Annotated in this window: 23 protein-coding genes; 15 read left to right on the top strand and 8 right to left on the bottom strand. The window is 67.4% G+C overall.

What is annotated here, in order from left to right:
• Nucleotides 1-54: 54 nt before the first annotated feature.
• Entirely contained in the window at nt 55-948 is an 894-nt protein-coding gene (phhA, locus tag AC2A1N_RS08110; RefSeq protein WP_053496712.1) for a phenylalanine 4-monooxygenase, read from the bottom strand.
• A gap of 125 nt (nt 949-1,073) precedes the next feature.
• Between phhA and AC2A1N_RS08105 the strand changes: the two genes are divergently transcribed.
• Nucleotides 1,074-1,559, top strand: a complete 486-nt coding sequence (locus AC2A1N_RS08105; RefSeq protein ID WP_005411782.1) for an Lrp/AsnC family transcriptional regulator — start codon at nt 1,074-1,076, stop codon at nt 1,557-1,559.
• Nucleotides 1,560-1,598: 39 nt separating this feature from the next.
• Here the strand turns inward: AC2A1N_RS08105 and AC2A1N_RS08100 are convergent, their stop codons facing one another.
• Together AC2A1N_RS08100 and AC2A1N_RS08095 are read right to left on the bottom strand one after the other, a co-directional pair.
• Nucleotides 1,599-2,591, bottom strand: a complete 993-nt coding sequence (locus AC2A1N_RS08100; protein WP_061480471.1) for a patatin-like phospholipase family protein — start codon at nt 2,589-2,591, stop codon at nt 1,599-1,601.
• Between the two features lie 235 nt (nt 2,592-2,826).
• Entirely contained in the window at nt 2,827-3,843 is a 1,017-nt protein-coding gene (locus AC2A1N_RS08095; protein WP_061480458.1) for a TIGR00266 family protein, read from the bottom strand.
• Nucleotides 3,844-4,003: 160 nt separating this feature from the next.
• Between AC2A1N_RS08095 and AC2A1N_RS08090 the strand changes: the two genes are divergently transcribed.
• Nucleotides 4,004-6,274, top strand: coding sequence for a TonB-dependent receptor (locus AC2A1N_RS08090; RefSeq protein ID WP_154350002.1), 2,271 nt, complete (start codon nt 4,004-4,006; stop codon nt 6,272-6,274).
• Between the two features lie 131 nt (nt 6,275-6,405).
• On the opposite strand, the gene AC2A1N_RS08085 is transcribed toward AC2A1N_RS08090, so the two are convergent.
• Nucleotides 6,406-7,245 (bottom strand): acid phosphatase, encoded by an 840-nt coding sequence (locus AC2A1N_RS08085; protein WP_242890335.1) that lies wholly within the window; start codon nt 7,243-7,245, stop codon nt 6,406-6,408.
• Nucleotides 7,246-7,508: 263 nt separating this feature from the next.
• On the opposite strand from AC2A1N_RS08085, the gene AC2A1N_RS08080 reads away from it, so the two are divergent.
• Both AC2A1N_RS08080 and AC2A1N_RS08075 read left to right on the top strand, forming a co-directional pair.
• A complete protein-coding gene (locus AC2A1N_RS08080; RefSeq protein ID WP_032128674.1) occupies nt 7,509-8,387 on the top strand; it encodes a hypothetical protein in 879 nt (292 codons plus the stop codon).
• 11 nt (nt 8,388-8,398) lie between these two features.
• Nucleotides 8,399-9,601 carry a DUF4785 family protein gene (locus AC2A1N_RS08075; protein ID WP_242890338.1) on the top strand — a complete coding sequence of 401 codons (1,203 nt, stop codon included), beginning with the start codon at nt 8,399-8,401 and terminating at the stop codon, nt 9,599-9,601.
• A 130-nt stretch (nt 9,602-9,731) separates the two neighbouring features.
• On the opposite strand, the gene AC2A1N_RS08070 is transcribed toward AC2A1N_RS08075, so the two are convergent.
• A complete protein-coding gene (locus AC2A1N_RS08070) occupies nt 9,732-10,553 on the bottom strand; it encodes an ABC transporter ATP-binding protein (protein ID WP_061480469.1) in 822 nt (273 codons plus the stop codon).
• Between the two features lie 151 nt (nt 10,554-10,704).
• Between AC2A1N_RS08070 and AC2A1N_RS08065 the strand changes: the two genes are divergently transcribed.
• The 4 genes from AC2A1N_RS08065 to AC2A1N_RS08050 all read left to right on the top strand — a co-directional run bounded on the left by AC2A1N_RS08065 (nt 10,705) and on the right by AC2A1N_RS08050 (nt 14,777).
• The gene (locus AC2A1N_RS08065) at nt 10,705-11,907 is read left to right on the top strand and encodes a DesA family fatty acid desaturase (RefSeq protein ID WP_061480455.1); all 1,203 of its coding nucleotides are present in this window, start codon (nt 10,705-10,707) and stop codon (nt 11,905-11,907) included.
• Nucleotides 11,904-12,236 (top strand): EF-hand domain-containing protein, encoded by a 333-nt coding sequence (locus tag AC2A1N_RS08060; RefSeq protein ID WP_061480454.1) that lies wholly within the window; start codon nt 11,904-11,906, stop codon nt 12,234-12,236. Before AC2A1N_RS08065 ends, AC2A1N_RS08060 begins: the two co-directional genes overlap by 4 nt.
• A gap of 19 nt (nt 12,237-12,255) precedes the next feature.
• Entirely contained in the window at nt 12,256-13,068 is an 813-nt protein-coding gene (gene mutM, locus AC2A1N_RS08055) for a bifunctional DNA-formamidopyrimidine glycosylase/DNA-(apurinic or apyrimidinic site) lyase (protein ID WP_061480453.1), read from the top strand.
• 104 nt (nt 13,069-13,172) lie between these two features.
• A complete protein-coding gene (locus AC2A1N_RS08050) occupies nt 13,173-14,777 on the top strand; it encodes an OpgD/OpgG family glucan biosynthesis protein (protein WP_061480452.1) in 1,605 nt (534 codons plus the stop codon).
• A 523-nt stretch (nt 14,778-15,300) separates the two neighbouring features.
• Here AC2A1N_RS08050 and AC2A1N_RS08045 read toward each other — a convergent pair.
• On the bottom strand, nt 15,301-15,921 hold the full coding sequence (locus tag AC2A1N_RS08045; RefSeq protein WP_008264720.1) for a thymidine kinase: 621 nt from the start codon (nt 15,919-15,921) through the stop codon (nt 15,301-15,303).
• Between the two features lie 124 nt (nt 15,922-16,045).
• Nucleotides 16,046-16,717, bottom strand: a complete 672-nt coding sequence (locus AC2A1N_RS08040) for an SEL1-like repeat protein (protein ID WP_061479934.1) — start codon at nt 16,715-16,717, stop codon at nt 16,046-16,048.
• Nucleotides 16,718-16,816: 99 nt separating this feature from the next.
• Here AC2A1N_RS08040 and AC2A1N_RS08035 point away from each other — a divergent pair, with 99 nt between their 5' ends.
• The 4 genes from AC2A1N_RS08035 (at nt 16,817) to AC2A1N_RS08020 (ending at nt 20,763) form a co-directional block, all read left to right on the top strand.
• Nucleotides 16,817-18,793, top strand: a complete 1,977-nt coding sequence (locus AC2A1N_RS08035; RefSeq protein WP_061479933.1) for a UvrD-helicase domain-containing protein — start codon at nt 16,817-16,819, stop codon at nt 18,791-18,793.
• Between the two features lie 107 nt (nt 18,794-18,900).
• Nucleotides 18,901-19,641, top strand: a complete 741-nt coding sequence (locus tag AC2A1N_RS08030) for a DUF3592 domain-containing protein (RefSeq protein ID WP_197467686.1) — start codon at nt 18,901-18,903, stop codon at nt 19,639-19,641.
• A 20-nt stretch (nt 19,642-19,661) separates the two neighbouring features.
• Nucleotides 19,662-20,147: a DUF3592 domain-containing protein gene (locus AC2A1N_RS08025; RefSeq protein ID WP_484371957.1), complete on the top strand. Its 486-nt coding sequence runs from the start codon at nt 19,662-19,664 to the stop codon at nt 20,145-20,147.
• Nucleotides 20,148-20,238: 91 nt separating this feature from the next.
• Entirely contained in the window at nt 20,239-20,763 is a 525-nt protein-coding gene (locus AC2A1N_RS08020) for a GNAT family N-acetyltransferase (RefSeq protein WP_242890352.1), read from the top strand.
• A 78-nt stretch (nt 20,764-20,841) separates the two neighbouring features.
• On the opposite strand, the gene AC2A1N_RS08015 is transcribed toward AC2A1N_RS08020, so the two are convergent.
• Nucleotides 20,842-21,495, bottom strand: a complete 654-nt coding sequence (locus AC2A1N_RS08015) for a YceH family protein (protein WP_061479929.1) — start codon at nt 21,493-21,495, stop codon at nt 20,842-20,844.
• Nucleotides 21,496-21,596: 101 nt separating this feature from the next.
• Here AC2A1N_RS08015 and AC2A1N_RS08010 point away from each other — a divergent pair, with 101 nt between their 5' ends.
• The 3 genes from AC2A1N_RS08010 (at nt 21,597) to AC2A1N_RS08000 (ending at nt 24,282) form a co-directional block, all read left to right on the top strand.
• On the top strand, nt 21,597-22,520 hold the full coding sequence (locus AC2A1N_RS08010) for a 5'-nucleotidase, lipoprotein e(P4) family (RefSeq protein WP_242890369.1): 924 nt from the start codon (nt 21,597-21,599) through the stop codon (nt 22,518-22,520).
• Complete coding sequence (pyrF, locus tag AC2A1N_RS08005) at nt 22,517-23,242, top strand: orotidine-5'-phosphate decarboxylase (RefSeq protein WP_005421084.1); 726 nt, start codon at nt 22,517-22,519, stop codon at nt 23,240-23,242. Before AC2A1N_RS08010 ends, pyrF begins: the two co-directional genes overlap by 4 nt.
• Nucleotides 23,243-23,460: 218 nt before the next feature.
• Nucleotides 23,461-24,282 carry a S1 family peptidase gene (locus tag AC2A1N_RS08000; protein WP_061479926.1) on the top strand — a complete coding sequence of 274 codons (822 nt, stop codon included), beginning with the start codon at nt 23,461-23,463 and terminating at the stop codon, nt 24,280-24,282.
• The last annotated feature ends 103 nt before the right edge of the window (nt 24,283-24,385 follow it).

Below are 24,385 nucleotides of genomic sequence, written 5' to 3'. Positions count from 1 at the left end.
AAACGGCGCACCCATGTGCGCCGTTTTCAGTGCAAAGCCGTGCGCATTGTGTGCTTACACGTCGCCGCCGTCGGCCCAGCCTTCGCCGGTGCCCTTCTGGAACACGCGGTCGTCGCCCTGCACTTCACCGGCCGGCAGATGCGCCTGGTTGGCCAGTGCCGCGTAGATCGGGGTGAAGTCCGGCGAGGTCGCCTGCATGAGCTGTTCGAAGCTGTCGATGACGAAGTAGGTCTTCTGGAAGGTGTCGATGCGGTACTTCGTGCGCATGATCCGCTGCAGGTCGAAGCCGATGCGGTTGGGCGCGGCCGATTCCAGCGAGTACAGCGACTCGCCCTTCGACGACACGATGCCGGCACCGTAGATGCGCAGGCCCTCGGGCGTGTCGATCAGGCCGAACTCCACGGTGTACCAGTACAGGCGGGTCAGGTTCTGCAGCGCATCCGGACCGATCGCATGCGCTTTGACGCCGCCGCGGCCATACGCCTCCATGTAGTCGGCGAACACCGGGTTCATCAGCAGCGGCACGTGGCCGAACAGATCGTGGAACAGGTCCGGTTCGGCGATGTAGTCGATCTGGTCCGGGCGGCGGATCCACCAGGTCACCGGAAAACGGCGGTTGGCCAGATGGTCGAAGAAATCCAGTTCCGGCAACAGGCCTTCAACCCCGACCAGGGTCCAGCCGGTGGCGGCGCCGAGCACTTCGTTGAGCTGGTCGAAGCGCGGAATCATGTGTGCGCTCATGCCCATTTCGTCCTGCGCATCCAGGAACTCCTGGCAGGCACGGCCGACCAGCAGCTCGCGCTGGCGCTGGTACAGCGTGCTCCAGGTTGCGTGGTCGTCGGCGCTGTAGGTGTCCCATGGCTGCTCGACGAGCGCGGTGGTATACACCGGCACGTAGCCCTTGTCGGTCTGCTGGTGTTCGACGCGGCGGGGCTGGGCGAGGTCCATGCGGCACTCCTGGATGGGATACCCACGATGCTAGGGCAGGGGACGCGCAACAGGGTTGCAAAAGTTGCGCCGATTGGCCTTGTTGGCGCAATATCCTTGCGTACTCACCATGTTGCGGGGCAACAATGGCCGGAGAAGTCCAGTTCGATCGCACGGATATACGCCTGCTGGCCGAAATCCAGCGGGATGGGCGCGCCACCAACGCCGAACTGGCGGCGCGGGTTAATCTCTCGCCTTCGGCCTGCCTGCGGCGGTTGCAGCGGCTGGAAAGCGAGGGCGTGATCGTCGGCTATGGCGCGCGGCTGGAGCCACGGCAGCTGCGGCTGGGCCTGCAGGCCTTCGTGCGCGTGCAGCTGGAAAAGCACGACCAGGCCGCCATCGGCCACTTCGTGGACAGCGTGCAGGCGTGGGACGAGGTGGTGGCCTGCCACGCGCTGACGGGCGACATGGACTACCTGCTGCACGTGTACGTGCGCGACCTGGAGCACTTCTCGCGCTTCCTGCTGGACCGGCTGCTCAATGCCGGTGGCGTGGCCGATGCCAATTCCAGCTTCGTGCTGCGCACGGTGAAGGGCTTCCAGGCGTTGCCGCTGTCGCAGCTGGAGTCCTGAGCGACCACCGGGCGGGCCCGGTGGCCTGGCTTCAATGGATCAGCACTTGTCCTTGCGGCCGATCAGCTTGCCCAGGCGCGAGGCTTCCTCGCACTTCGGCGCGGCCACCGGTGCCGGTGCGGCAGCTGCGGCGCGCGCGCGCTGCAGCTGCTGGATCTTCGCGCGGATCTGCGGCATCGCTGCCATCGCGGCCTTTTCGCCTTCCAGGATCGCGGTGCCACGCTGGCTGAAATCGGCGGCACCGATGTCCAGTACCTTCGGGCGGATGACGATGTCGGCGCGCGCCAGTTCCTGCTCGCCCAGGCGCTGGCCCATGATCGAGATGGACTGGTTGACGATGCCCAGCATGTCGGTCGGCGCCTTGCCGCTGGCCTTGCTGGAGATGTCGACGGCGATTACGAAGTCGGCGCCGAGCTGGCGGGCAGCGTCCACCGGTACCGGGCTGACCACGCCACCGTCGATGTAGTTGCGGCCGCCGATCTTCACCGGCTCGAACACACCGGGGATGCTGCTCGACGCGCGCACGGCCTGGCCGACGTTGCCGCGCACGAAGATTGCGCGCTCGCCGGTTTCCAGCTGGGTGGCGACGGCGGCGAACGGCTTTTTCAGGCGCTCGGCAGGACGGTTGGCAACCTGTTCGTTGACGTAGTCCTGCAGCTTCTGGCCCTGCACCAGGCCACCGGAGAACAGGCGCACATCGCGGATGCTGGCTTCATCAAGCGCCACGGCCCTGCTCTGCATCTGGAAGGCATCCATGCCGCTGGCATACAGGGCGCCGACCACGCTGCCGGCGCTGGTGCCGGCGACCACGGCCGGCTCGAAGCCGTTGGCCTCCAGCATCTTGATCACGCCGATATGGGCAAAGCCTTTGGCCGCGCCGCCGCCCAGGGCGATGCCGATCTTCACCGGCTTGGCCTGCGGGACCACGGTCGGCGCAGGCGGTGGCGTGGGGCGGACCGGGTCGCCACCGCAGCCGGCCAGCAGGCCGATCAGGGCGACAGACAGCAGCATGCGGGGGCGGAACAGGCTCATCGGCAGTGCGCGCACGGCGCCGGATTCAGGAAAGGGCGCCAGCATACCGAAGCCGTGGCGGGGCGGGCAGGGTGGGAAATATCGCCCATTCATAAAGGTAGTGCCGGCCGCTGGCCGGCAACCATAGGGAAACCTGGCAACGGTCCATGGGGCTGCCGGCCAGCGGCCGGCACTACCGGGATGCGCGCCAAGGTCCATGAGGTTGCCGGCCAGCGGCCGGCACGACCGGAGGCGGTCAGAAGCGGTTATCGCCATCCAGCATCCGGCCCAGGCCGCCCAGCACCGAGCCTTCGCCGCGGTTCTGGCCGCCGCCCTGCGGTGCGGCCATCCACATGCGGCCGGCCAGGCGTGAGAACGGCAGCGACTGCAGCCAGACCTTGCCGGGGCCGGTCAACGTGGCCAGGAACACGCCTTCGCCGCCGAACAGCATGCTCTTGATGCCGGCTACCCGACGCACGTCCATGTCCACCGTCGGGTGATAGGCCACCACGCAGCCGGTATCCACGTCCAGGCGTTCGCCGGCGGCCAGCTCGCGCTCCACCACGCAGCCGCCGGCGTGGATGAACACCCAGCCGTCGCCCTCCAGTTTCTGCATGATGAAACCCTCGCCCCCGAACAGGCCGGTCATGATCTTGCGCTGGAACTGCACGCCGATCTGCACGCCGCGCGCGCCGGCCAGGAAACTGTCCTTCTGGCAGATCAGGCGGCCGCCGTGCTGGTCCAGCTTCATTGCCAGTACGGTGCCGGGGTAGGGCGCGGCGAAGGCGACCTTGCCCTTGCCATGGCCGCTCTGGGTGTAGACGGTGGCGAACAGGCTTTCGCCGGTCAGTACGCGCTTGCCGGCAGCCATCACCTTGCCCATGAAGCCGCCGCCCTGGTCGCCATTGGCGGCGCCGAACACGGTATCCATCTGCACCGTGGCGTCCTTGAACATCAACGCGCCGGCCTCGGCAATGGCGCTCTCGCCGGGATCAAGCTCGATTTCCACGAACTGCATTTCATGGCCGACGATGCGGAACTCGATGTCGTCGGCGCGGCCGCTGGCGGCGGCGGGGACCGGGGGCGGGGTGTGGGGCATGCCCGGGGCCGCGGATTGCAGTTCGGGCACTTCGGCAATCGAGGTCCATCCGCTCATGCCCTGGCACCAGGCCAGCGCGCGCGGGTTGGCCTGCGCGTAGCGGCGCGCGGCCGGGTCATCGAGCGGTCCGATTCGGTCGGCCTGGGCCGAGGCATGGAAGTACCACTGGGTCATTGCGGCGGCTCCGCGGCGCTGGAAAACCCCGAGTCTAGCGAGCGCCCCGGGGGGCAGGGCGACGGGGCCATGAACGGCCGGCATTTGCGGGGCAGGTGCTGTATTGCAACAATTATCTGGTAGCGCCGTTTTACCACCCCTCCAAACACAGCCTACCGCCATGTCCCCGACCCGCACTTCCCGTGGCCGCCTTCCGGTCGCGCGCCCTCTCGTTGCCGCTCTTTCCGCCCTGTTGCCGTTGGCAGCAGCCGCCCAGGAAACCCCTGCCGCCAAGGATCCGGTTGCCCTCGACACCCTGCAGGTCACCGCGCAGCGCCGTGTCGAGAACGCCAAGGACGTACCGGTCGCAGTCAGCGCGATCCAGGGCGAGAAGCTGGATGTGCTCGGTTCGGCCGGCGATGACATCCGCTTCCTGGCCGCACGCGTGCCCAGCCTCAACATCGAGTCGTCCTACGGCCGTGCCTTCCCGCGCTTCTACATCCGCGGCCTGGGCAACACCGATTTCGATCTCAATGCCTCGCAGCCGGTGTCGCTGGTATACGACGACGTCGTGCAGGAAAGCCCGCTGCTGAAGGGCTTCCCGCTGTTCGACCTGGCCAACGTGGAAGTGCTGCGTGGCCCGCAGGGCACCCTGTTCGGCCGCAACACGCCGGCCGGCGTGGTCAAGTTCGACTCGGCGCGTCCGTCGCAGGATGCCGATGGCTACCTCCGCGTCGGCTATGGCAGCTACAACAGCTGGAACGTGCAGGGCGCCTACGGCGGCCCGCTGACCGACCGCTGGTCGGCACGCGTCTCGGCGATCTACCAGCGCCGCGACGACTGGGTCGACAACACCCGTGTCGGTGCTCCCAACAGTGGCTTCGAAGGCTACGACGAAGCCGCCGGCCGCGTGCAGTTCCTGTACGAAGGCGATGACTTCGAAGCGCTGTTCAACCTGCACAAGCGCAAGCTCAACGGCACCGCCCGCCTGTTCCGCGCCAACATCATCCAGAAGGGTGGCAATTCGCTGGTCGAGAACTTCGACCGCGACAAGGTGGCCAACGACGGCGTCAACTTCTCCGACCTGGAGACCTGGGGGGGCAGCGCGCGCCTGCAGTGGAACCTCGGCTCGGTGACCCTGCACTCGATCACCGGCTACGAGACCGCCGAATCGCTCAACCGCGGTGACATCGACGGTGGCTACGGTGCGGCCTTCCTCGGTGCCGGCAACTACGGCCCGGGCCTGATTCCGTTCTCCTCGGAGTCGGCTGATGGCCTGCCGCACCATCGCCAGTGGACGCAGGAAGTGCGCGTCGAGTCCAACGAGTGGGGCCGCTTCGACTGGCAGGCCGGCGTCTTCTACTTCGATGAAGACGTGACCATCAACAACTTCAACTACGACTCGCTGGCCCCGGGTAATCCGCAGACCGGCCATGTGGTGCAGAACCAGCGCAACAAGGCCTGGGCGGTGTTCGCTTCGGGTGACTTCGACGTCACCGACCGCTTCAAGCTGCGTGCCGGCGTGCGCTACACCCAGGACAAGAAGGACTTCAGCGCCAGCGTGCTGCAGGCGGTTCCGTTCGGCACCCCGGTCAGTGGCCCGTACCTGGCCAACACCGACGTCAACGACGTCAGCTGGGACCTGAGCGGCGTCTACAAGCTGACCGACGACATCAACGCCTATGCCCGCGTGGCCAAGGGTTTCCGCGCGCCGTCGATCCAGGGCCGCCTGGCCTTTGCGCCGGGTCTGTCGCAGGCCGATTCGGAGAAGGTCATCTCGTACGAGGCCGGCATCAAGGCCGATCTGTTCGAGCGCCGCGCGCGCCTGGGCCTGAGCGTGTTCCGCTACGACGTCGATGGCCAGCAGCTGATCGCCGTGGGCGGTTCCAACAACACCGCCACCCTGCTCAACGCCGACAAGACCATCGGCCAGGGCGTCGAGCTGGACCTGGAGGCCTACCTGGCCGACAACGTCCTGCTGACCTTTGGCAGCAGCTATAACGACACCGAGATCAAGGACAAGAACCTGGCGGTGGCGATCTGTGGCGGCGGCTGCACCATCACCGACCCGACCACGGTGATCAACGGCCAGACCTACGCGCTGGTGAACGGCAACCCGCTGCCGCAGGCGCCGAAGTGGATCCACAACGCGACCCTGCGCGTGGGCTTCCCGCTCAGCGATGGCAGCGAGCTGTACGCCTACACCGACTGGGCCTACCGCAGTGCGGTGAACTTCTTCATCTACGAGTCGCCGGAATTCCGCGGCCGTAGTTCGCTGGAAGGCGGCCTGCGCCTGGGCTACAACTGGGGTTACGGCCAGTACGACGTGGCGGTGTTCGGCCGCAACCTGACCAACCAGACCCGCGTGGTCGGTGCGATCGACTTCAACAACCTGACCGGCTTCCTCAACGAGCCGCGCACCTGGGGCGTGGAGTTCACCGCGAAGTTCTGATGCGGTGGCTGCGGTAGTGCAATGAAGAAGGGCCGGCGCAATGCCGGCCCTTCTGTTTCCTGCTTTCTGTAGAGTCGAGCCATGCTCGACTGCCATGAGCCGAGCATGGCTCGGCTCTACAGAGGCATGGCTTACAGCGCGCTCTGCGGGCGGATCTTCAGCACCGCGTTCTCGGTGGTGCAGTCGCGGCTGGAGTGCAGGCCGGCCTTGCGTGCCGCTTCGATCTCCTTGCGTGCGGCCAGCAGGTCCTTGTTGAACGCCGCGTTGTCGTGCAGGCGGGCCACGGCGGCGGCGCCCATGAAGCGGCCTTCGAGGATGTCGCTCTGCCAGTGCACGTTGCACACCAGGCGGCTCTCGCCGTAGTTGCGGCCGCGGGCCTGGATGGCATCGGCGCGGTCCGGCGCGATCTCCGACAGGATCAGTGCCCAGGCCCAGCCGATTGAGGTGTGGCCTGATGGATAGGAACCATTCTTGCGCAGGCCGTCCTCGTCCTTCGGCGAGCAGGTCGGCTCACCGTTGACCATGAACGGGCGCGGGCGCTGGTAGTGGTTCTTGGCCGCCTTGGTGGCGGCGCTGGCGTCGATCCGGCTGCGCTCCAGCAGGCGGTACAGCGCCGGGGTCTTCACCGCATCGACGTCGATGTCGGCGGCGCAGGAGAAGTGGTTGGCGCCCTCGGGGAAACCGAGTTCCGCATCGACGCCGGCCTGGGCGAAGCGCGGGCTGCCACGCAGCGCGCGGGCTTCACGGCTGACCTGTTCGTCCAGGGCGAGGGCGGCCGAACCGGCCACCGGCGGTGCCGGCACCAGATCGAGGCTGGCCGGAACAGCGCTCTTGTCCAGATAGCCCACGGCCTTGGTGGTGATGTTGGCTTCGACGGCGGTCGGTTTGGTGGCCGTGGCAGCACAGCCGGCCAGGGCCACAGCAACGGCGAGGCCGAGCAGCGGGCGGGCGGGGTGGGAAATCAGCGACATGGACGGGCTCCGGAGGAAAAACACCGCGTCATGATCGCAGCCCGTATGCGGCACCGCAGTGGCCATCGGTCATACGGCCAGACCCGGCATGGTCATCACAGGAGATGAAGGAAGAACGTCATCGAAGCGTGCCAGTCTGCTGAATCCGGGCGCAGCGCACGGACTTTCACGCGCCTGCACCGCGAGCATCGACACAACGGTGGTCGAGATGCCGTCCAGTTCCAGCCGGGTCGGGGGGATCCGAAGACAGAGGGAGAGAAGCGATGCGCAGCACCGCAACAGGAAGTACCGTCCTGGCCCTGCTCCTCGGGCTGGCAACCGCCCCGGCGCAGGCCGCCGATGTGGTCGGCGTGGCCTTCGTGCATGGCACCGGCGCGCAGACCAATGCCACCCAGGACTACTGGCAGCCGGCGATCATCGACACCGTGCGCCAGGGCCTGCCCAACAGCAGCAACTACGTCGTCATCAACTGTGACTTCACCCAGTACATGTGGAAACCGGAAGCGGCCGGTTGCCTGGCCAACCAGCTGACCGGCTTCATCGACAGCCGTGGCATCACCCAGCTGGTGGTGATCACCCACTCCAACGGCGGCAACGTGATGCGCTGGATCCTGTCCAATCCGACCTACGACAGCCGCTATCCGAAGATCATCCGCACGGTGCGCAAGGTCAACGCACTGGCACCGTCTTCGGCGGGCACGCCACTGGCCGATGCGGTGCTCAACGGCAATACCTTCGAAACCTCGCTGGGCTGGCTGCTGGGCTACAAGAACGACGCGGTACGCCAGCAGCAGGTGGCCAGCATGGCCACCTACAACGCGCAGAACCTGTACGGCACGGCCGGTCGCCCGGCGCTGCCCAAGCCGTTCCGCGCGGTGGTCGGCAGTGACGTGGAATCGGCGGTGTGGGACAGCAACAGCTACTGCGGTGGCTATGCCGCCAACGTTGGCCTGGAGTTCACCCAGAACTGGTTGTCGTCCTGCTCCGATGGCTTCCTGGAGTGCAGCAGCCAGAAGGCGGCCGGCACCACCTGGTTCACCGACAAAGCGCGCACCCAGGGCGCAGAACCGCTCAGCCACAACCAGAGCCGGCGCGAGTGCTTCGGCCTCGGCACCCTGCTGCGCAACGACCTGACCCAGTGAGGGAGATGACCATGACGACCCATTCCACCCTGCTGGCCAGTGCGGTGCTGGCAGTACTGTCCCTTTCCGCCGCGCAGGCCGCGCAGCCTCTGCAGGCGGCCCGCGCGGGCGATCAGGTGCCTGCCGCATTGGTGGCCGCGCCGCTGCCTGCCGATGAAAGCGAACACGCGCCGTTGTCGTTTGCCTGGGCGCTGGACCCGGCACAGCCGCTGCAGGCGGCCGCGCCATATGCCTCGGTCAGCCGCAGTTACTGGCAGCAGGTCGATGGCACGCAGCTGCAGCGCGGCCTGGACCTGCCGCTGACGGCGCCGGATGCGGTGATCCAGCTGAGTCCGGCCGCAGGAGCCCGCGCGCTGCCGGCCAACACCCTGCAGGTGCGCGACCCGGCTGGCCGCAGCAGCGTGGCCCGCAGTGTCGATGCGCGCGCGCTGCAGGATGCCGGCATGCCGGTGAGTGATGGCAGCAGCATGCTGCGCACCGGTGCGACCAGTGCCGCCGGTGCGTACACCCTGCAGAGCACGCAGGCGCAGGGCCGCTATGTGGTGCAGGTGCTGGAGCCGAACAGCCCGCTGCGGTTGGAGGTGCAGGCCAACCAGGCGCAGGTGCTGGCCGGTGGCAACGTGCAGCTGCAGGCACGCCTGCTGGAAGACGGCGCCACCACCGCGCAGCTGGCATCGCGTCGTGGCGGCCTGGGGGGTGAAGCCCTGCTGGTCGCACCGGATGGCCGCAGTTGGCCGCAGCGTCTGCTGCGCACCACCGATGGCAGCCTGCACGCGCAGGTGCGGATCCCGACCGACGTCGGCACCGTGCAGGGGCTGTGGGAGCTGCAGGTGTTCGCCCAGGCCGATGGCGTGCTGCGCGATGGCAAGGTGGCCTTCGCGGTGGCACGGCCGACCGCGCGTTTCAGTGGCCAGGCAGCACCGGACCCGTCCAGCCGCCAGGTGGCGCTGCCGCTGCAGGTGGCTGCGGCAGGCCGCTACGAGGCACGCGGCACGCTGTATGCCACGGCCCGCGATGGCCGGATGAAGCCGGTCGCGCAGGCACATGCAGCCGCGTGGTTCGATGGCCCAGGCGCCGGCCAGCTGGTGCTGCCGTTCGGCCAGGCCGCGTTGCCGGCCGGTTTTGGCGCACCGTACGAGCTGCGCGACCTGCAGCTGCAGGACCAGAGCCGGATGGCACCGATCGAGTCGCGCGCGCTGGCGTTGCGGTTCTGAGCACGACGGTGGCGGGCCGGGATATCCGGCCCGCTGCATTGCATCCTGTAGAGCCGAGCCGATGCTCGGCTGCTGTTTGTCGTGATCAGGAGCAGCCGAGCATCGGCTCGGCTCTACAACGGCATGCCGATCACCCCGCGTATGCGGTCAGCCGGCCTTCCTGCTCGCAGACGGTGATCGCGCCGCCGAACACCGCCGACAGCGGTTCGTTGCGCAGCAGCTCGGCGCGGGTGCCGTCGGCCAGCACGCGGCCATCGCGCAGCAGTACCACGCGCTCGATCTCGGGAATGATCTCTTCGATGTGGTGGGTCACCAGCACCAGGGTGATGCCCTGCTGCGCCAGCGCCCGCATGGTCGCCACCAGCTGCTCGCGGGCGACCAGGTCCAGCCCGGTGGAGGGTTCATCCAGCAGCAGTGCCTGCGGCCGGTTGACCAGCGCGCGGGCGATCAGCACGCGGCGGGTCTCGCCAGCGGACAACTCGGCGTAGGCGCGGTCGCGCAGGGACAGGGCGCCGGTCATCGCCAGTGTCTCGCCCACGCGTGCGCGCATATCGGCGGTCACTTCGCGGAAGGCCGGCACCACGTAGCTGGCGAAGAAGCCGGACAGCACTGCCTGTTCCACGGTCAGGCCCGGCATGTCGGCCAGGTTGCTGCTGAGATCGCCGGTGACGATGCCCAGCTGCGATCGCAGCCGGTCCACCTGCCAGCGGTTCTGCCCCAGCACCCTTACCGCCACGGAGCCGTCGACCTGCGCCAGCGGGTACAGCTCGCGGGTGATCAGCTTGATGAAGGTCGACTTGCCGCAGCCGTTGGGGCCGAGCAGGGCGGTGTGCTGGCCCTGTGCGATGCGCAGGCTGAGCCCGTGCAGCACCTTCACCTGGCCGCGCACCACGGTGGCGCGGTCCAGTTCGATCAAGGGGGGCAGCTCCGCAACGGGCGGGGCGGCAGTCATGGTGCTGGCGCGTGGATCAAGGCTCGACAACTCAGGTCCCCAACTGTGAACGGTGCCACGGATGGCGATGCGATACATCGCCGCAGGGATGCAGTTTGCAACGCAAGCGCCCATCATGTCTGCCATCCCCGCGTCGATCCGGAGAGCTGCCATGTCTGATGCCCTGATGTCCCTGTTGACCGGTGGTGTGCTCGGCCTCGGCTGGTGGGCCATGTTGGGCGTGCTGCTGGTCTTCACCCAGATCACCATCTTCTCGGTAACCCTGTACCTGCACCGCAGCCAGGCCCATCGCGGGGTCGATTTCCATCCGGCGCTGGCGCACGTGTTCCGCTTCTGGCTGTGGCTGACCACGTCGATGATCACCCGCGAGTGGGTGGCCATCCATCGCAAGCACCACGCCAAGGTGGAGACCGAGGACGATCCGCACAGCCCGGTCACCCGCGGCATCGGCAAGGTGTTCTGGCATGGCGTGGAGCTGTACCGCGAAGCGCGCGGCATGCGCGCGGACATCGAGCAGTACGGGCGCGGCACGCCGGACGACGCGATCGAGCGCCACCTGTATACCCCGCACGCCACGCTGGGGCCGGTAGTGCTGCTGGCGATCAACGGCGTGCTGTTCGGCCTGCCCGGCGTGGCGCTGTGGGCGATCCAGATGGCGTGGATCCCGTTCTGGGCGGCGGGCGTGGTCAATGGCCTGGGCCACTGGTGGGGGTACCGCAACTACGAGTCGGCCGATACCTCCACCAATCTCACGCCGTGGGGGTTCTGGATCGGTGGCGAGGAGCTGCACAACAACCACCATGCCTTCCCCAGTTCGGCGCGCTTCGCGATGCGGCGCTGGGAGTTCGACATCGGCTGGAGTGCGATCCGCCTGCTGCAGGCGCTGCACCTGGCCAGGGTGCTGCGGGTGGCACCGGCCATGGACGTGCGCCCGAACATCGCCGTGCCCGATGCCGAAACGCTGAAGGCGCTGCTGTCGCACCGCTTCCAGGCGATGACCGATTACCAGCGAAACGTGTTCATGCCGGCCCTGCGCGAGGAGGCCGCGCAGGCCGGGGCCAAGCTGCGCCGCCTGCTGCCACGCCGGTTGCGCCGTGGCCTGGTCAACGATGGCCGCTGGCTGAAGCCGGACAGCCGCGCCCAGCTCAGCGCATGGGTGGCGCAGCGGCCGCGCATTCGCACCCTGGTCGAGTACCGCGGGCGATTGGCTGCGCTGCTGGAAGCCCGTGGCCACGACGCCGCCGAGCGCCTGCATCAGCTGCAGGCGTGGTGCCGCGAGGCCGAGGAAAGCGGTATCGCGGCGTTGCAGGCCTACGCCGCACGCTTGAAGGGCTACAGTCTGGTGGGCGCGTGAGGGCAGGGTACGGGCTTCTGCTGGCGGCGCTGCTGCCGGGTGCGGCGCTGGCCCAGGTCACCGACACCGCCAGCTATCTGCAGCGGATGGACAGCGATGGCGACGGCAAGGTCAGCGAGGCCGAGTACGTGCAGTGGATGCTGTATGCCTTCGACCGCATGGACCGCAATGGTGATGGCGTGCTGAGCGCCGACGAGCTGCCCGGCGGCAAGGGCAGGGCAATCCGCCGCGAGCAGCAGCGGCAGGTGATCGTGCAGCGCTTTCATAAGCAGGATGCCAACGGTGATGGCTTCCTGGATGCGCGCGAACTGTCCGCGCCGCCGCGTTGAGCGGGCGTAGAATCGCACCATGCCTGAACTGCCCGAAGTCGAAACCACCCGCCGCGGCCTGGCGCCGCACCTGCAGGGCCGGCGCGTGCATGGCGTGATCCTGCGCCGCGCCGACCTGCGCTGGCCGATTCCACCGGAAGTGGCCGAGCTGCTGCCGGGGCAGCGCATCGAGGACATCCGCCGGCGCGCCAAGTACCTGCTGCTGGATACCGCCATCGGCAGCGCCGTGCTGCACCTGGGCATGTCCGGCAGCCTGCGCGTGCTGCCCGGTGATACCCCGCTGCGGGCGCACGACCACGTCGACATCAGCCTGGACAACGGCCGCCTGCTGCGCTTCAACGACCCGCGCCGCTTCGGCAGCCTGCTCTGGCAGCCGGCTGGGGAGATCCACCCGCTGCTGCAGGGGCTGGGCCCGGAGCCACTGGACGACGCGTTCGACGGCGACTACCTGTTCGACCGCAGCCGGGGCCGCAGCGCGCCGGTGAAGACCTTCCTGATGGACCAGGCGGTGGTGGTGGGCGTGGGCAACATCTACGCCGCCGAGAGCCTGTTCAAGGCCGGCATCAGTCCGCTGCGCGAGGCAGGAAAGATCTCGCGAGAACGCTACCAGCGGCTGGCCGACGCGGTGAAGGAGATCCTGGGCTACGCCATCACCCGCGGCGGCACCACCCTGCGCGATTTCATCAGCCCCGATGGTGCGCCGGGCTACTTCGAGCAGGAGCTGCTGGTGTATGGCCGCGACGGGCTGCCGTGCCCGAACTGCGGGCGCGCGCTGAAGCACGCCACCATCGGCCAGCGCGCCAGCGTCTGGTGCAGCCACTGCCAGCGCTGAGCCGGCGACCAGCGGCAGCTGAACGGGCAGGGCGCGTCTCCGCTGCCCGTTAACGTTTGTCTGCCTATCATGGCTGACCTTCCCTCTGTGCCCGACGCGCCTGCATGCAACGACGCGACTTCATCCGCAATGCCTCCCTCGCCCTGGCTGCATTCGGCCTGCCGTCCCTGCCCGCGTGCGCGGCCAGCAGGAGCGGTCAGATGGGCCTGCGCCGCCTCGGCCAACCGCAGCCGTTCGACTTCGCCACCCTGAAGGGCCAGGCGCGCGCGCTGGCACAGGCGCCCTACAAGAGCCACAAGCGGGTGTTGCCGGGCCGCCTGGAAGGCCTCGACTGGGACCAGTACCAGTCGATTGGCTACCGCCAGGACCATGCGCTGTGGGCCGACCAGCCTGGCAAGTTCCAGGCCAAGTTCTTCCACCTGGGCCTGTACTTCCATTCGCCGGTGCGCATGTTCGACGTGGTCGACGGCAAGGCGCAGGAACTGGCGTATGACGGCGCGGCGTTCAACTACGGCAAGAGCGGCATCAAGGATGGCGAGCTGCCGGCCGATCTGGGCTTCGCTGGCTTCCGCCTCAACACCCGCAAGGACACCGACCGCGACTTCGCCGCCTTCCTCGGCGCCAGCTACTTCCGCGCCGTTGGCAAGGAGGGCCAGTACGGCCAGTCGGCGCGTGGGCTGGCGATCGATACCGGCATGGGCAAGCCGGAGGAATTCCCGGACTTCATCGCCTACTACCTGGAGCAGCCGTCGGCCGATTCGGACACGATCGTGGTCTATGGCCTGCTGGATTCGCCCAGCGTTACCGGTGCCTATCGCTTCGCGATCACCAACGGTGACGTGCTGCTGATGGACATCGACAGCGCGCTGTACCCGCGCAAGACGATCGAGCGGTTGGGCATCGCCCCGTGCACCAGCATGTACCAGGTGGGCGAGAACGACCGCCGGATGGGCTGGGACTGGCGCCCGGAGATCCACGATACCGATGGCCTGTCGCTGTGGACCGGTGCCGGCGAGTGGATCTGGCGGCCGCTGCTGAACCCGCGCAACCTGCGTTTCAACATGTTCGTGGACCGCAACCCGCGCGGCTTCGGCCTGCTGCAGCGCGACCGCAATTTCGACCATTACCAGGACGATGGCGTGTTCTACGAGAAGCGCCCGTGCCTGTGGGTGGAGCCGAAGGGCGAATGGGGCGAAGGCTCGGTGCAGCTGGTGGAGATTCCCACCGTGGACGAGACGTTCGACAACATCGTGGCGTTCTGGAACCCGAAGGAAAAGCCACAGCCGGGCCAGGAGCTGCTGGTCGGTTACCGCTTGTACTGGGGCGCCGAACCGCCGGCGCGCCCGCCGCTGGCGCACTGCGTGGCCAGCCGCACCGGCCTGGGCGGTGTGGTCGGCAAGAAGCGCGAGTACTTCAGCTGGCGCTTCGCGGTGGACTTCGAAGGTGGCGAACTGGCCAGGCTGATCGACAAGGCCGAGGTCGAAGCGGTGGTGGAAGCCAGCCGTGGCCGGGTCGAGATCGTTTCGGCGCGCCCGCTGCGCGAGATCAACGGCTATCGCGCGATGTTCGACCTGGTGCCGCCGGAAGGCAGTACCGAGCAGATCGACATCCGCCTGTTCCTGCGCAGTGGTGGCAAGACCCTCACCGAGACCTGGCTGTACCAGTACACCCCGCCGCCGGCCGGTGCGCCGGAGCGCACGCTGTACTAAGAGGGGGGGGCAGGGCTTGCAGCCCTGCACCTGCTGACGTCAACGTCAACGTCAAAAGCGGGCATTCCGTGGGATGGCGGGGTGGGTCCGGTTGAGGGGGGCGGCGTAAATACGTCCATGTAGCCTCGGTCGCGCCATCCATGGCGCTCACGCCCCCTCAACCGGACCCACCCCGCCTTCGACAGATCGCCGCGATCTGTCGGAGCACGGGGTCGGATCCCGTTGCTGCGCAACGGGCTCTGACCCCAGATGAATTTCGATAGATGAATTTCGATATCTGACAGATGTGCCGACCAACGGTCGGCACCCACCAACAGCCGCGTGAAACTGTCAGAGGTGGGGCGGTGTGGGTGGGCAGGACCGTTGGCGCCATGGATGGCGCCATCGAGCCCCCAGGGACGGGTTTACGGCGTGTCCTGCCCACCCACACCGCCCCGCCATCCCGCGGAATGCCGCTTTGGCTTTGGCCGTTGCCGTTGCGTTGAGCAGGTGCAGGGCTGCAAGCCCTGCAAAAGAACACCCCTTACAGCGGCAGGGGCGCCTGCGCCGGGTCGATCCGCCCTTCGCCGCGGGTGATCTTCTTGAACTCCGCGCGGCTGACCGATACGTAGCGGTCGTTGCCACCGATCTCCACCTGCGGGCCGTCCTGCACGGCGTGGCCATGCTCGTCCACGCGCACGGTCATCGTCGCCTTCTTGCCGCTGTGGCAGATGGTCTTGATTTCCTGCATCTCGTCGGCCCAGGCCAGCAGGTACTGGCTGCCTTCGAACAGCTCGCCGCGGAAGTCGGTACGCAGGCCGTAGCACAGCACCGGAATGCGCAGCTGGTCGACCACCTCGCTGAGCTGCCAGACCTGGGCGCGGGTCAGGAACTGCGCCTCGTCCACCAGCACGCAGCCCATCGGGCCGTTGGCTGCCAGATCCTGCTCCACCCAGCGCTGCAGGTCGGTATCGCGGTCGAAGGCCATGCCGTCAGCGCGCAGGCCGATCCGCGAGGCGACCACGCCGGCGCCGGCACGGTCGTCCAGGCGTGGAGTCAGGATCGCCACCCGCATGCCGCGCTCGCGGTAGTTGTGCGCGCTTTGCAGCAGGGTGGTGGTCTTGCCGGCGTTCATCGCCGAGTAGTAGAAGTAGAGCTTGGCCATCGGCCAATTCTAGTCGCCACCCGGCCCGCCGTCGCGGATCGGCCGTGGCCGGGCGATCACGTGCCGGCTGTCGCGTACCCCGGTGCCAGCAGCGCCGAGGCAACGATGGCCTGGCAGGCGTGGCTCATTGCCCCGATCTGGCCAGCTCCTCGTCCTGCCATTGCCGGTAGGCCACCGGGTCCCAGTAGCGCGCCAACTGGTGCTTTTCCGGTTGCAGCACACGGGCCCCCGCATCGCCACGGCCCTGGCTGCGCATGGCGCCGTTCCAGCCGGCGCGGCTGCCGGTCTGCCGCATGCTGCCGGCCCGCAGTTCACGTTCCAGCCGCGGCGTCGCGGCCGGATCGCCGAACTCGGCATACAGCGCGCGGCCCTCGCGCACCGCGCGCTCGCGCTCGTCGGCGGACAGCGCCTCCCAGAAGCGTTCGCGCTGTACCACCAGCCACTCGGTGCCGCGCTCGGCCGCCAGGTCCATCCATGCATAGCCCAGGGCGCGGTCGGCCGGACCGCCTTGCCCGTTCCAGAGCATGTCGGCCAGCGCTGCCTGTGACAGCTTGTCGCCGTAGCGCGCGGCATTGCGGAAGTCGTTGCGGGCTTCTTCGTGGCGGCCCCGTTCGCGGGCCTGCATGCCGAGCCCACGGAAGCGCAGGTCCGGATGGTAGACGAGGAACTCGTGCGACTGCAGCACGATCGCTTCATAGGCATCCGTGCGCGGCGGCGGGCCGGACCCGGCCGCAGGCACGGCCAGCAGGCCCAGCAGGGTAGCCACCAGCGGGCGGGCGATGATGTTCAAGGACATGGACCACGCTCCTGTGTTCCGGTGTCGACTCAATACCTTACGGCCAGGTGTCATGCAAGTCAGGTCGGCCCGCCGGCACCCCGCTACAATCCTGTCCCCATGCACGGTCTCAATCCCCCCCAAGCCGCCGCCGTCCTGCACATCGAAGGCCCCTTGCTGGTGCTCGCCGGCGCCGGCAGCGGCAAGACGCGGGTGATCGTGGAGAAGATCGCCCACCTGATCGGCAGTGGCCGCTATCCGGCGCGCCGCATCGCGGCGATCACCTTCACCAACAAATCGGCCAAGGAAATGCGCGAGCGCGTGGCCAAGCGCCTGCGCGAGCAGGACGCTGACGAGGTGACCATCTGCACCTTCCATGCGCTGGGCCTGAAGTTCCTGCAGATCGAACATGCCGCCGTGGGCCTGAAGCGCGGCTTCTCCATCTTCGATGCCGATGATGCCGCCGCGCAGATCAAGGACCTGATGCACGGCGCCAAGCCCGATGACATCGAGGACATGAAGAACCTGGTGTCGCGCGCGAAGAACGCCGGGCTGTCGCCCGAGCAGGCGATGGCCGCCGCACGCAGCAACCGCGAGAAGGAAGCGGCCAGCGTCTACGAGCGCTACCAGCTGCGGCTGACCGCGTTCAATGCGGTCGATTTCGATGACCTGATCCGCCTGCCGGTGCAGATCCTGGAAGAGAACCCCGAGATCGCCCTGGCCTGGCGCGAGCGCATCGGCTACCTGCTGGTGGACGAATGCCAGGACACCAACGACGCGCAATACCGCCTGCTCAAGCAGCTGGCTGGTGAGAAGGGCAATTTCACCTGCGTGGGTGACGATGACCAGTCGATCTACGCCTGGCGTGGCGCCAACCCGGAGAACCTGCAGCAGATGGGGCGTGACTACCCCACGCTGGAAATCATCAAGCTCGAGCAGAACTACCGCTGCTCCAACCGCGTGCTGCGCGCAGCCAATGCGCTGATCGCCAACAACCCGCACGAGCACCTGAAGAAGCTGTGGAGCGACCAGGCCGACGGTGAGCGCATCCGGGTCTGGGAATGCCGCAACAGCGAACACGAGGCGGAAAAGGTGGCCGCCGAGATCGCCTTCGTGGCGCAGTCGCGCAACGTGCCGTGGAGTGACTTCTGCATCCTGTTCCGCGGCAACTTCCAGTCGCGGCCGCTGGAAAAGGCGATGCAGCTGCTGCGCATCCCCTACCACCTGACCGGCGGCACGATGTTCCTGGAACGCCAGGAAGTGAAGGACACGCTGGCCTGGCTGCGGCTGCTGGTGAACCCGGATGACGACACCGCGTTCATGCGTGCGGTGCAGTCGCCCAAGCGCGACGTCGGTGCCGGCACGCTGGCCAAGCTGGCCGAGCTGGCCCAGGAAAAGGACATGCCGATGGCGCATGTGGCCGAAACCATCGGTGCCCTGCAGCAGCTGCCACCGCGTGCGGCCAACAGCCTGGCGCGGTTCACCGACATCCTGCGCGACCTGCGTGCACAGATGCGCCAGGTGACGTCCGGCGACATGATCCGCAAGGTGGCCAAGGAATCGGGGTTGCTGAGCGAGCTGCGCCAGCAGGCCAAGGAAGAGGCCAGCTACCAGCGTCGCGCAAACAACATCGAGGAACTGGCGCAGTGGTTCGAGGGCGGCCCGCGCGGTGCAACCGCCGCCGACCTGGCCGGCCAGCTGGCGCTGCTGTCGCGCAGCGACAAGGACGAGGGCGGCAATCAGGTGCGCATGATGACCCTGCACGCTTCCAAGGGCCTGGAATTCCCGTACGTGTTCATCGTCGGCTGCGAGGACGGCGTGCTGCCGCACCAGGTCAGCCTGGACGAGGGCAACCTGCAGGAAGAACGGCGCCTGCTGTACGTGGGCATCACCCGCGCCAAGATCCAGCTGTGGATGAGCTACAGCAAGCTGACGCGCAAGTTCGGCGAACACGTACGCCTGAAGCCGAGCCGGTTCTTCGAGGAGATTCCGGCCGAGGAGATCCAGCGCGACGGTGCTGACCCGGTGGCCGATGCAGCGCGGAAGAAGGAGCGCGCGACGGCGGGGTTGGCCGCGATCGAGGCGCTGTTCGATTGAGGATCGAAAAGCCACTAAAGTGGTATTCCAATCCGTCCGATTGACGCTTCTGGCCTTGAGCCTGCATCGGGTTAAGACCTAGTGTGAGCGCACCCGAAGTGCGCGCCGTGTCCTTCATCGTGTCCAACGACATCCATCCTGTTCTCACCCGTACCTTCCTCGGGCTGGGCCTGGTCCTGCTTGTTTCAGCGCTTCTGGCCTACGTTGGGGCCAGGCGCTTCCTCGATGCGGCGGTCATTGCCGATGGCAGGATCACCCATGTGGATGCCGTCAGCGTTGATCGCGGTGGTTCGCGCACTTCAGGGGTGAAGTTCCTGTACTGGGTGGACTTCACTACCAGCAGCGGGCAAGTGATGCGGTTCTTCGCAGGTCGTACCCGCCATCGTGCCTACATGACGGGCGATCATGTAGATGTGCTGTACCTGCCGGACCGCCCGGACAAGGCCCTGGTGCGTTCGCTCTCATCACCCTGGGGCCTGAGCGTCATACTGGGAGTGACCGGCGGCCCATTCCTGCTGGCGGTGGGATTTATGCACCTGCCGCAGGTGGCGAGGGCATGGCGGCGCAGGCAGCTCCTTCGCCACGGGACACGGGTGCAAGCCAAGGTCCGGGCGATCAAGCGCGATCGCGGAGTATTTTCGGGGGGAAGGCATCCGTTCGTCATCGTCTGCGCCTGGCGCGATCCTGAAACCACTCGATGGCATGTCTTCCACAGTGCGTATCTCTGGGCCGATCCCCGTGCACAGGTGAGTGGGCGTGAACTGGATGTCCATGTCATGCCGGGCAATCCGCGCTACTACCATGTCGATACCTCCTTCATTCGATCAGCGCCGGCACCTGCACGCTGATCGATCAACCCGGCAGCACCATGCCCACCCTCCTCAGATGTTTTTTGCTGTTTTTCTTTGCCGTGGGCCTGCTGATCCTTCTGGCCGCCGCCTGGCTGTTCGTGGACGTCCAGCGTTTCGCGCGCAAGGCCGTTTCCGTAACCGGAACGGTGGTGGCCGTCCAGGCAGAGGATGCCCGGTCGGAAATGGAGGGGATGCCCGCACGTGACATCACCCTGCATCGCCCGGTGGTGAGGTTCCAGACCGCACAGGCGCAGATGATTCAGTTCACCGCGTCCTTTGCTACCGGGGCACCACTGTACGTGGTCGGCGAACAGGTACAGGTGCTGTATCCCGGCGGCATGCCTTCCAAGGCTCGTATCCAGCACCCGGGATTGCGCTGGGGCGCACCGCTGCTGTTGGCGCTGATGGGCATGGGGTTCTGCCTGATCGCCGCATGCGTCCATCGCCTGTGCGTGCGCTACTGGCCGATCCTGTTCGGCCCGCGTGACGGGGCATGTGGCTAGGCTGGGCATCGTAGTGGCCCACTTGGCCTGAGCGTGCTGCACGGCGGGCGCTGGCGTTGCAGAATCGAGGTATTCCTTCCGGAGCCCACCCATGCATCCCATCGAAAGCGAACGCCTGCGGCTGCGCCGCCTGGAACCAGACCGGGATGCTGCGCCGATGCTGGTATTGCTCAATGATCCAGGCTTCGTGCGTTTCATCGGTGATCGCAACGTGCACAGCGAGGAACAGGCGCGGGAGTACATCGCGCTGCGGGTGCTGCACAGCTATGCGTTGAACGGGTTCGGCATGTATGCCATCGAGCGCTTGTCCGATGGCGCGTGGCTGGGCAATGCCGGGCTGGTGCGGCGTGATGGCCTGCCGGGGCCGGACATCGGCTATGCGGTGCTCTCGGAATTTGCCGGGCAGGGCTACGCCGGTGAGGCGGCGCGTGCGGTGTTCGCGCATGCACGCGGAGCGCTGGGCCTGCAGGATCTGTATGGCATTACCGATCTGGACAACGTGGTGTCCGGGAAGATCCTGCTGGGCCTGGGCATGCAGGAGCGCGGAGTCATCCAGCTGCCGGGCGTGGACAGCCCGAGCCGGCTGTATGCCACGCCGGGAGCGGCGGAGGTCTGATCCCTGATGATCGTAGGTGCCGGCCGCTGGCCGGCACGATTCAGATGCAGTGCCGACCAACGGTCGGCACCCACCCCCTCAACCGCGCAGTTCTGCCAGCTGCGCCTGCAGCTCGGCCACGGCCGTTTCCAGCTGGGCCACGCGCTCGGCCAGGCCCGGATCGGCCGCATCGCTGCTGCCACCACCACTGCTGGCGTACTTGGCCGCCAGCGCGGCACCATCCACTTCACCGCACAGCAGGTGCATGTAGCGGTCTTCGCGCTGGCCGCTGGCGCGCGGCAGCACCACCAGCAGCGCGCGCTGCTGCAGGCGCTCGATGGCGTGGCGGGCTTCGTCGATATCCGCGAACCGGTACAGACGCTCGCTGCGCGACACCAGCTCGCCCAGGGTCTGTGGACCGCGCAGCAACAGCAGCGCCAGCAGCACGGTCTGCTGCCGGGTCAGGTCCAGCGCGGCCTGCAGGCGGTGCTCGTAGCGGTCGGCGCGCGAGGAGAAGTGCTGGCGAGCCAGGCCCAGTGCTTCCAGCTGGCGCAGCGCGTGCTGCACGCTGCCGGCGTCGACGTTCATCACCGGCTCGCGGGCGGTCTTCTGGTTGGCGGCCGACTGGGCCGCATTGACCGTCAGCGGGTAGGTGTCCGGTGTGGTTGCCTCCTTCTCCACCAGGCAGCCCAGCAGGCGGGCCTGCACGGCGTCGAGCAGGGGGACGTCGGGGGTCTGGGTGGAATCGGTCATGGCGGCCTCCGGAAGGGCAACGGGTCAACCGCCAAGCATAGCCGTCCCGGGGCCGGCTTTGCCGGTAAAATGCGCCGGTATATCTGATTGCCGGTGAATCCATGCGTCGTCCTGTTTCCCTGTCCCTGACCCTGCTCGCCACTGCGGCGCTGGGCCTGTCCGCCTGCAAGCGCGTGGACGCGCCTGCTGCCGAAGCCGCCGCGCCGGAGGCCCCGGCCGCTGCCGCCAAGGCCGATGGCGCGCGTGATGCCAGCGCCAACGACAACCTCAACGCCGTGCTGTGGATGCAGCGTGCGCAGGAGTACAGGGCGATCACCGAGCAGACCTACCGGGCCGCCGCCGATCGCCTGGATGCGGCGCTGAAGGAGGCCCACTGGGACGCACTGGTGCCGGAAGAACGCGGCAACGAGGCCAAGGGCCTGAAGCCGGCCGTGGTGCTGGACGTGGACGAGACCGTGCTGGACAACTCGCCCTACCAGGCGCGCCTGGTGCGCGACGACAAGGAATACGACGAGCTGAGCTGGGACCAGTGGGTGGCCGAAAAGAAGGCCAAGGCGATTCCGGGCGTGGTTGATTTCGCCAAGGCCGCCAACGCCAAGGGCGTGACCCTGCTGTACATCTCCAACCGTGCCGTGCACCTGAAGGACGCGACCCTGGCCAACCTGCGCGAGCAGGGCCTGCCGGTGGCCGATGACAGCGTGTTCCTGGGCCTGGGCACCGTGGTCGAGGGCTGCGAGCAGGCCGGCAGCGAGAAGAACTGCCGCCGCCGCCTGGCCGGGCAGAAGTACCGCGTGCTGATGCAGTTCGGCGACCAGCTGGGTGACTTCGTGGAAGTGACCACCAACACCAACGAAGGCCGTGACGCCCTGCTGCAGCAGTACCACGACTGGTTCGGCGAGCGCTGGTGGATGCTGCCGAACCCGACCTACGGTGGCTTCGAGCCGGCGCAGTTCAACAACGATTACAGCCAGTCGCGCCAGGCCCGACACGACGCCAAGCGCGCCGCCCTGGACTACGCACCATGAGCCGCGCGCCACTGCCGCTGCGCGACGACGAGCGCCTGATCTTCGCGCTGGACGTGCCTGACCGCGCGCAGGCGCTGGCGTGGGTCGACCGCCTGGGCGACAGCGTGGCCTTCTACAAGATCGGCATGGAACTGCTCGCCTCCGGCGAGTACTTCCAGGTGCTCGATGAGCTGGCCCGCCGCGACAAGCGCGTGTTCGTCGACCTGAAGTTCTTCGACATTCCGGCCACCGCTGCGGCGGTGATCAAGCGCCTGTCGCAGTGGCCGGTCAGCTACGCCACCATCCATGGTTGGCACCCGGCCATGATGGAGGCGTGCGCGGCCGCCAACAGCGGCGACATGCGCCTGCTGGCAGTGACCGTGCTGACCTCGATGGGGCGCCCCGACCTCGCACAGATGGGCATCGACCGCGAACCGGTGGACGTGGTGGTCGAGCGCGCGCTGGCTGCCCAGGCCGCCGGCATCGATGGCGTGATCGCTTCGGGCCAGGAAGCCGGCCCGATCCGCGCTGCCACCGGCAGCGGATTCTCGATCGTCTGCCCGGGCATCCGCCCCGGTGGCCCGGTCGGCGATGACCAGAAGCGTACCGTTGGCGTAGCGCAGGCCTTTGCCGATGGCGCCGATGCCATCGTGGTCGGTCGCCCGATCCGCCTGGCCGCCGATCCGCAGGCCGCAGCGCGGGCGATCCAGCAGGAAATCGCGTCGGCTCTGGCTGCACGCTGAGCCCACCACCGACGCCGGTCACGCTGGCACCACGAACGCCATCCCGATCCATGCGGGATGGCGTTCGCATTTGTGGGGCTGCATCTGTCGCACGCAGCGCCAGCCACGAGAACTGTGCGCACGTTCGCGCTGCGGGCCTCTCCACTGCTCCCCAATCGATGCACCGGTACGGACCGCGGCCGCACCGGTTCCAACCATCGACAGAGGAGTACAGGGAAATGTATCGCAGCACCTCTTTGTTCATCGGCCTGCTGTTGGCCGCGTCTGCCGTACCCGCCATCGCTGCGCCGCAGCTGCGCGATGCGCCGCGCATCATCGGTGGCGAAGCGGCGCCGGCCGACGAGTACCCGTTCATGGTCAGCATCCAGGGCATCTTCGACGGCGATTCGGACCACGACCGCCACTTCTGCGGGGGCACCCTCATCTCGCCCTCATGGGTGCTGACGGCCGCGCACTGCATGCAGGGCGAAGCGCCTGGTGGCATCGCCGTTGTCGGCAAGGTCACGACCCTGTCCACCGACGCCGCGCCACGACCGTCCAACGTCAAGGCGATCCACGTCCATCCGGCATTCAACAGCGGCAATTCGCTGGAGCACGACGTCGCCCTGATCCAGCTCAGCGCACCGTTGGACGGTGCACAGCCGGTGGCACTGCAGCTGCGGCCCGACGCCAGCTATCTCAAGCCGGGCCGTGAATTCACGGTGATCGGCTGGGGAGACACCGACATCGGCGATGGCCGTGTCTATCCGACTCAGCTGCAGACCGCGCAGGTGCCGTTCGTTTCCTTCACCGAATGCCAGCAGGCCTACGGCGGTGAACTGTCACGTGGAAAGGTCATCTGCGCCGGCCGCGAGGGCATCGACAGCTGCCAGGGGGATTCCGGAGGCCCCCTGCTGCTGCGCCTGCGTGAAGGCTGGACCCAGTTCGGTGTCGTCAGCTGGGGCGAGGGCTGTGCGCTGGCCGGCTATCCGGGGATTTATGCCCGAATCGCCGAAAAACACGCCGTAGATTTCATCGAAGCGGTTTGGCAACGCGATTGATACAATAAAATCAAATACATACATGGCATTACGTGAAGTGTTGCCTTAACTTGAGCGGCAGCGTAGGATCGCCGCCATCCGGTCCTCGGGCCGGACATGTGCC

The organism is Stenotrophomonas maltophilia group sp. SKK55, assembly GCF_057179845.1.
Note: the sequence above shows the minus strand (reverse complement) of the source record. Positions and strands in the feature narration are given on the sequence as shown.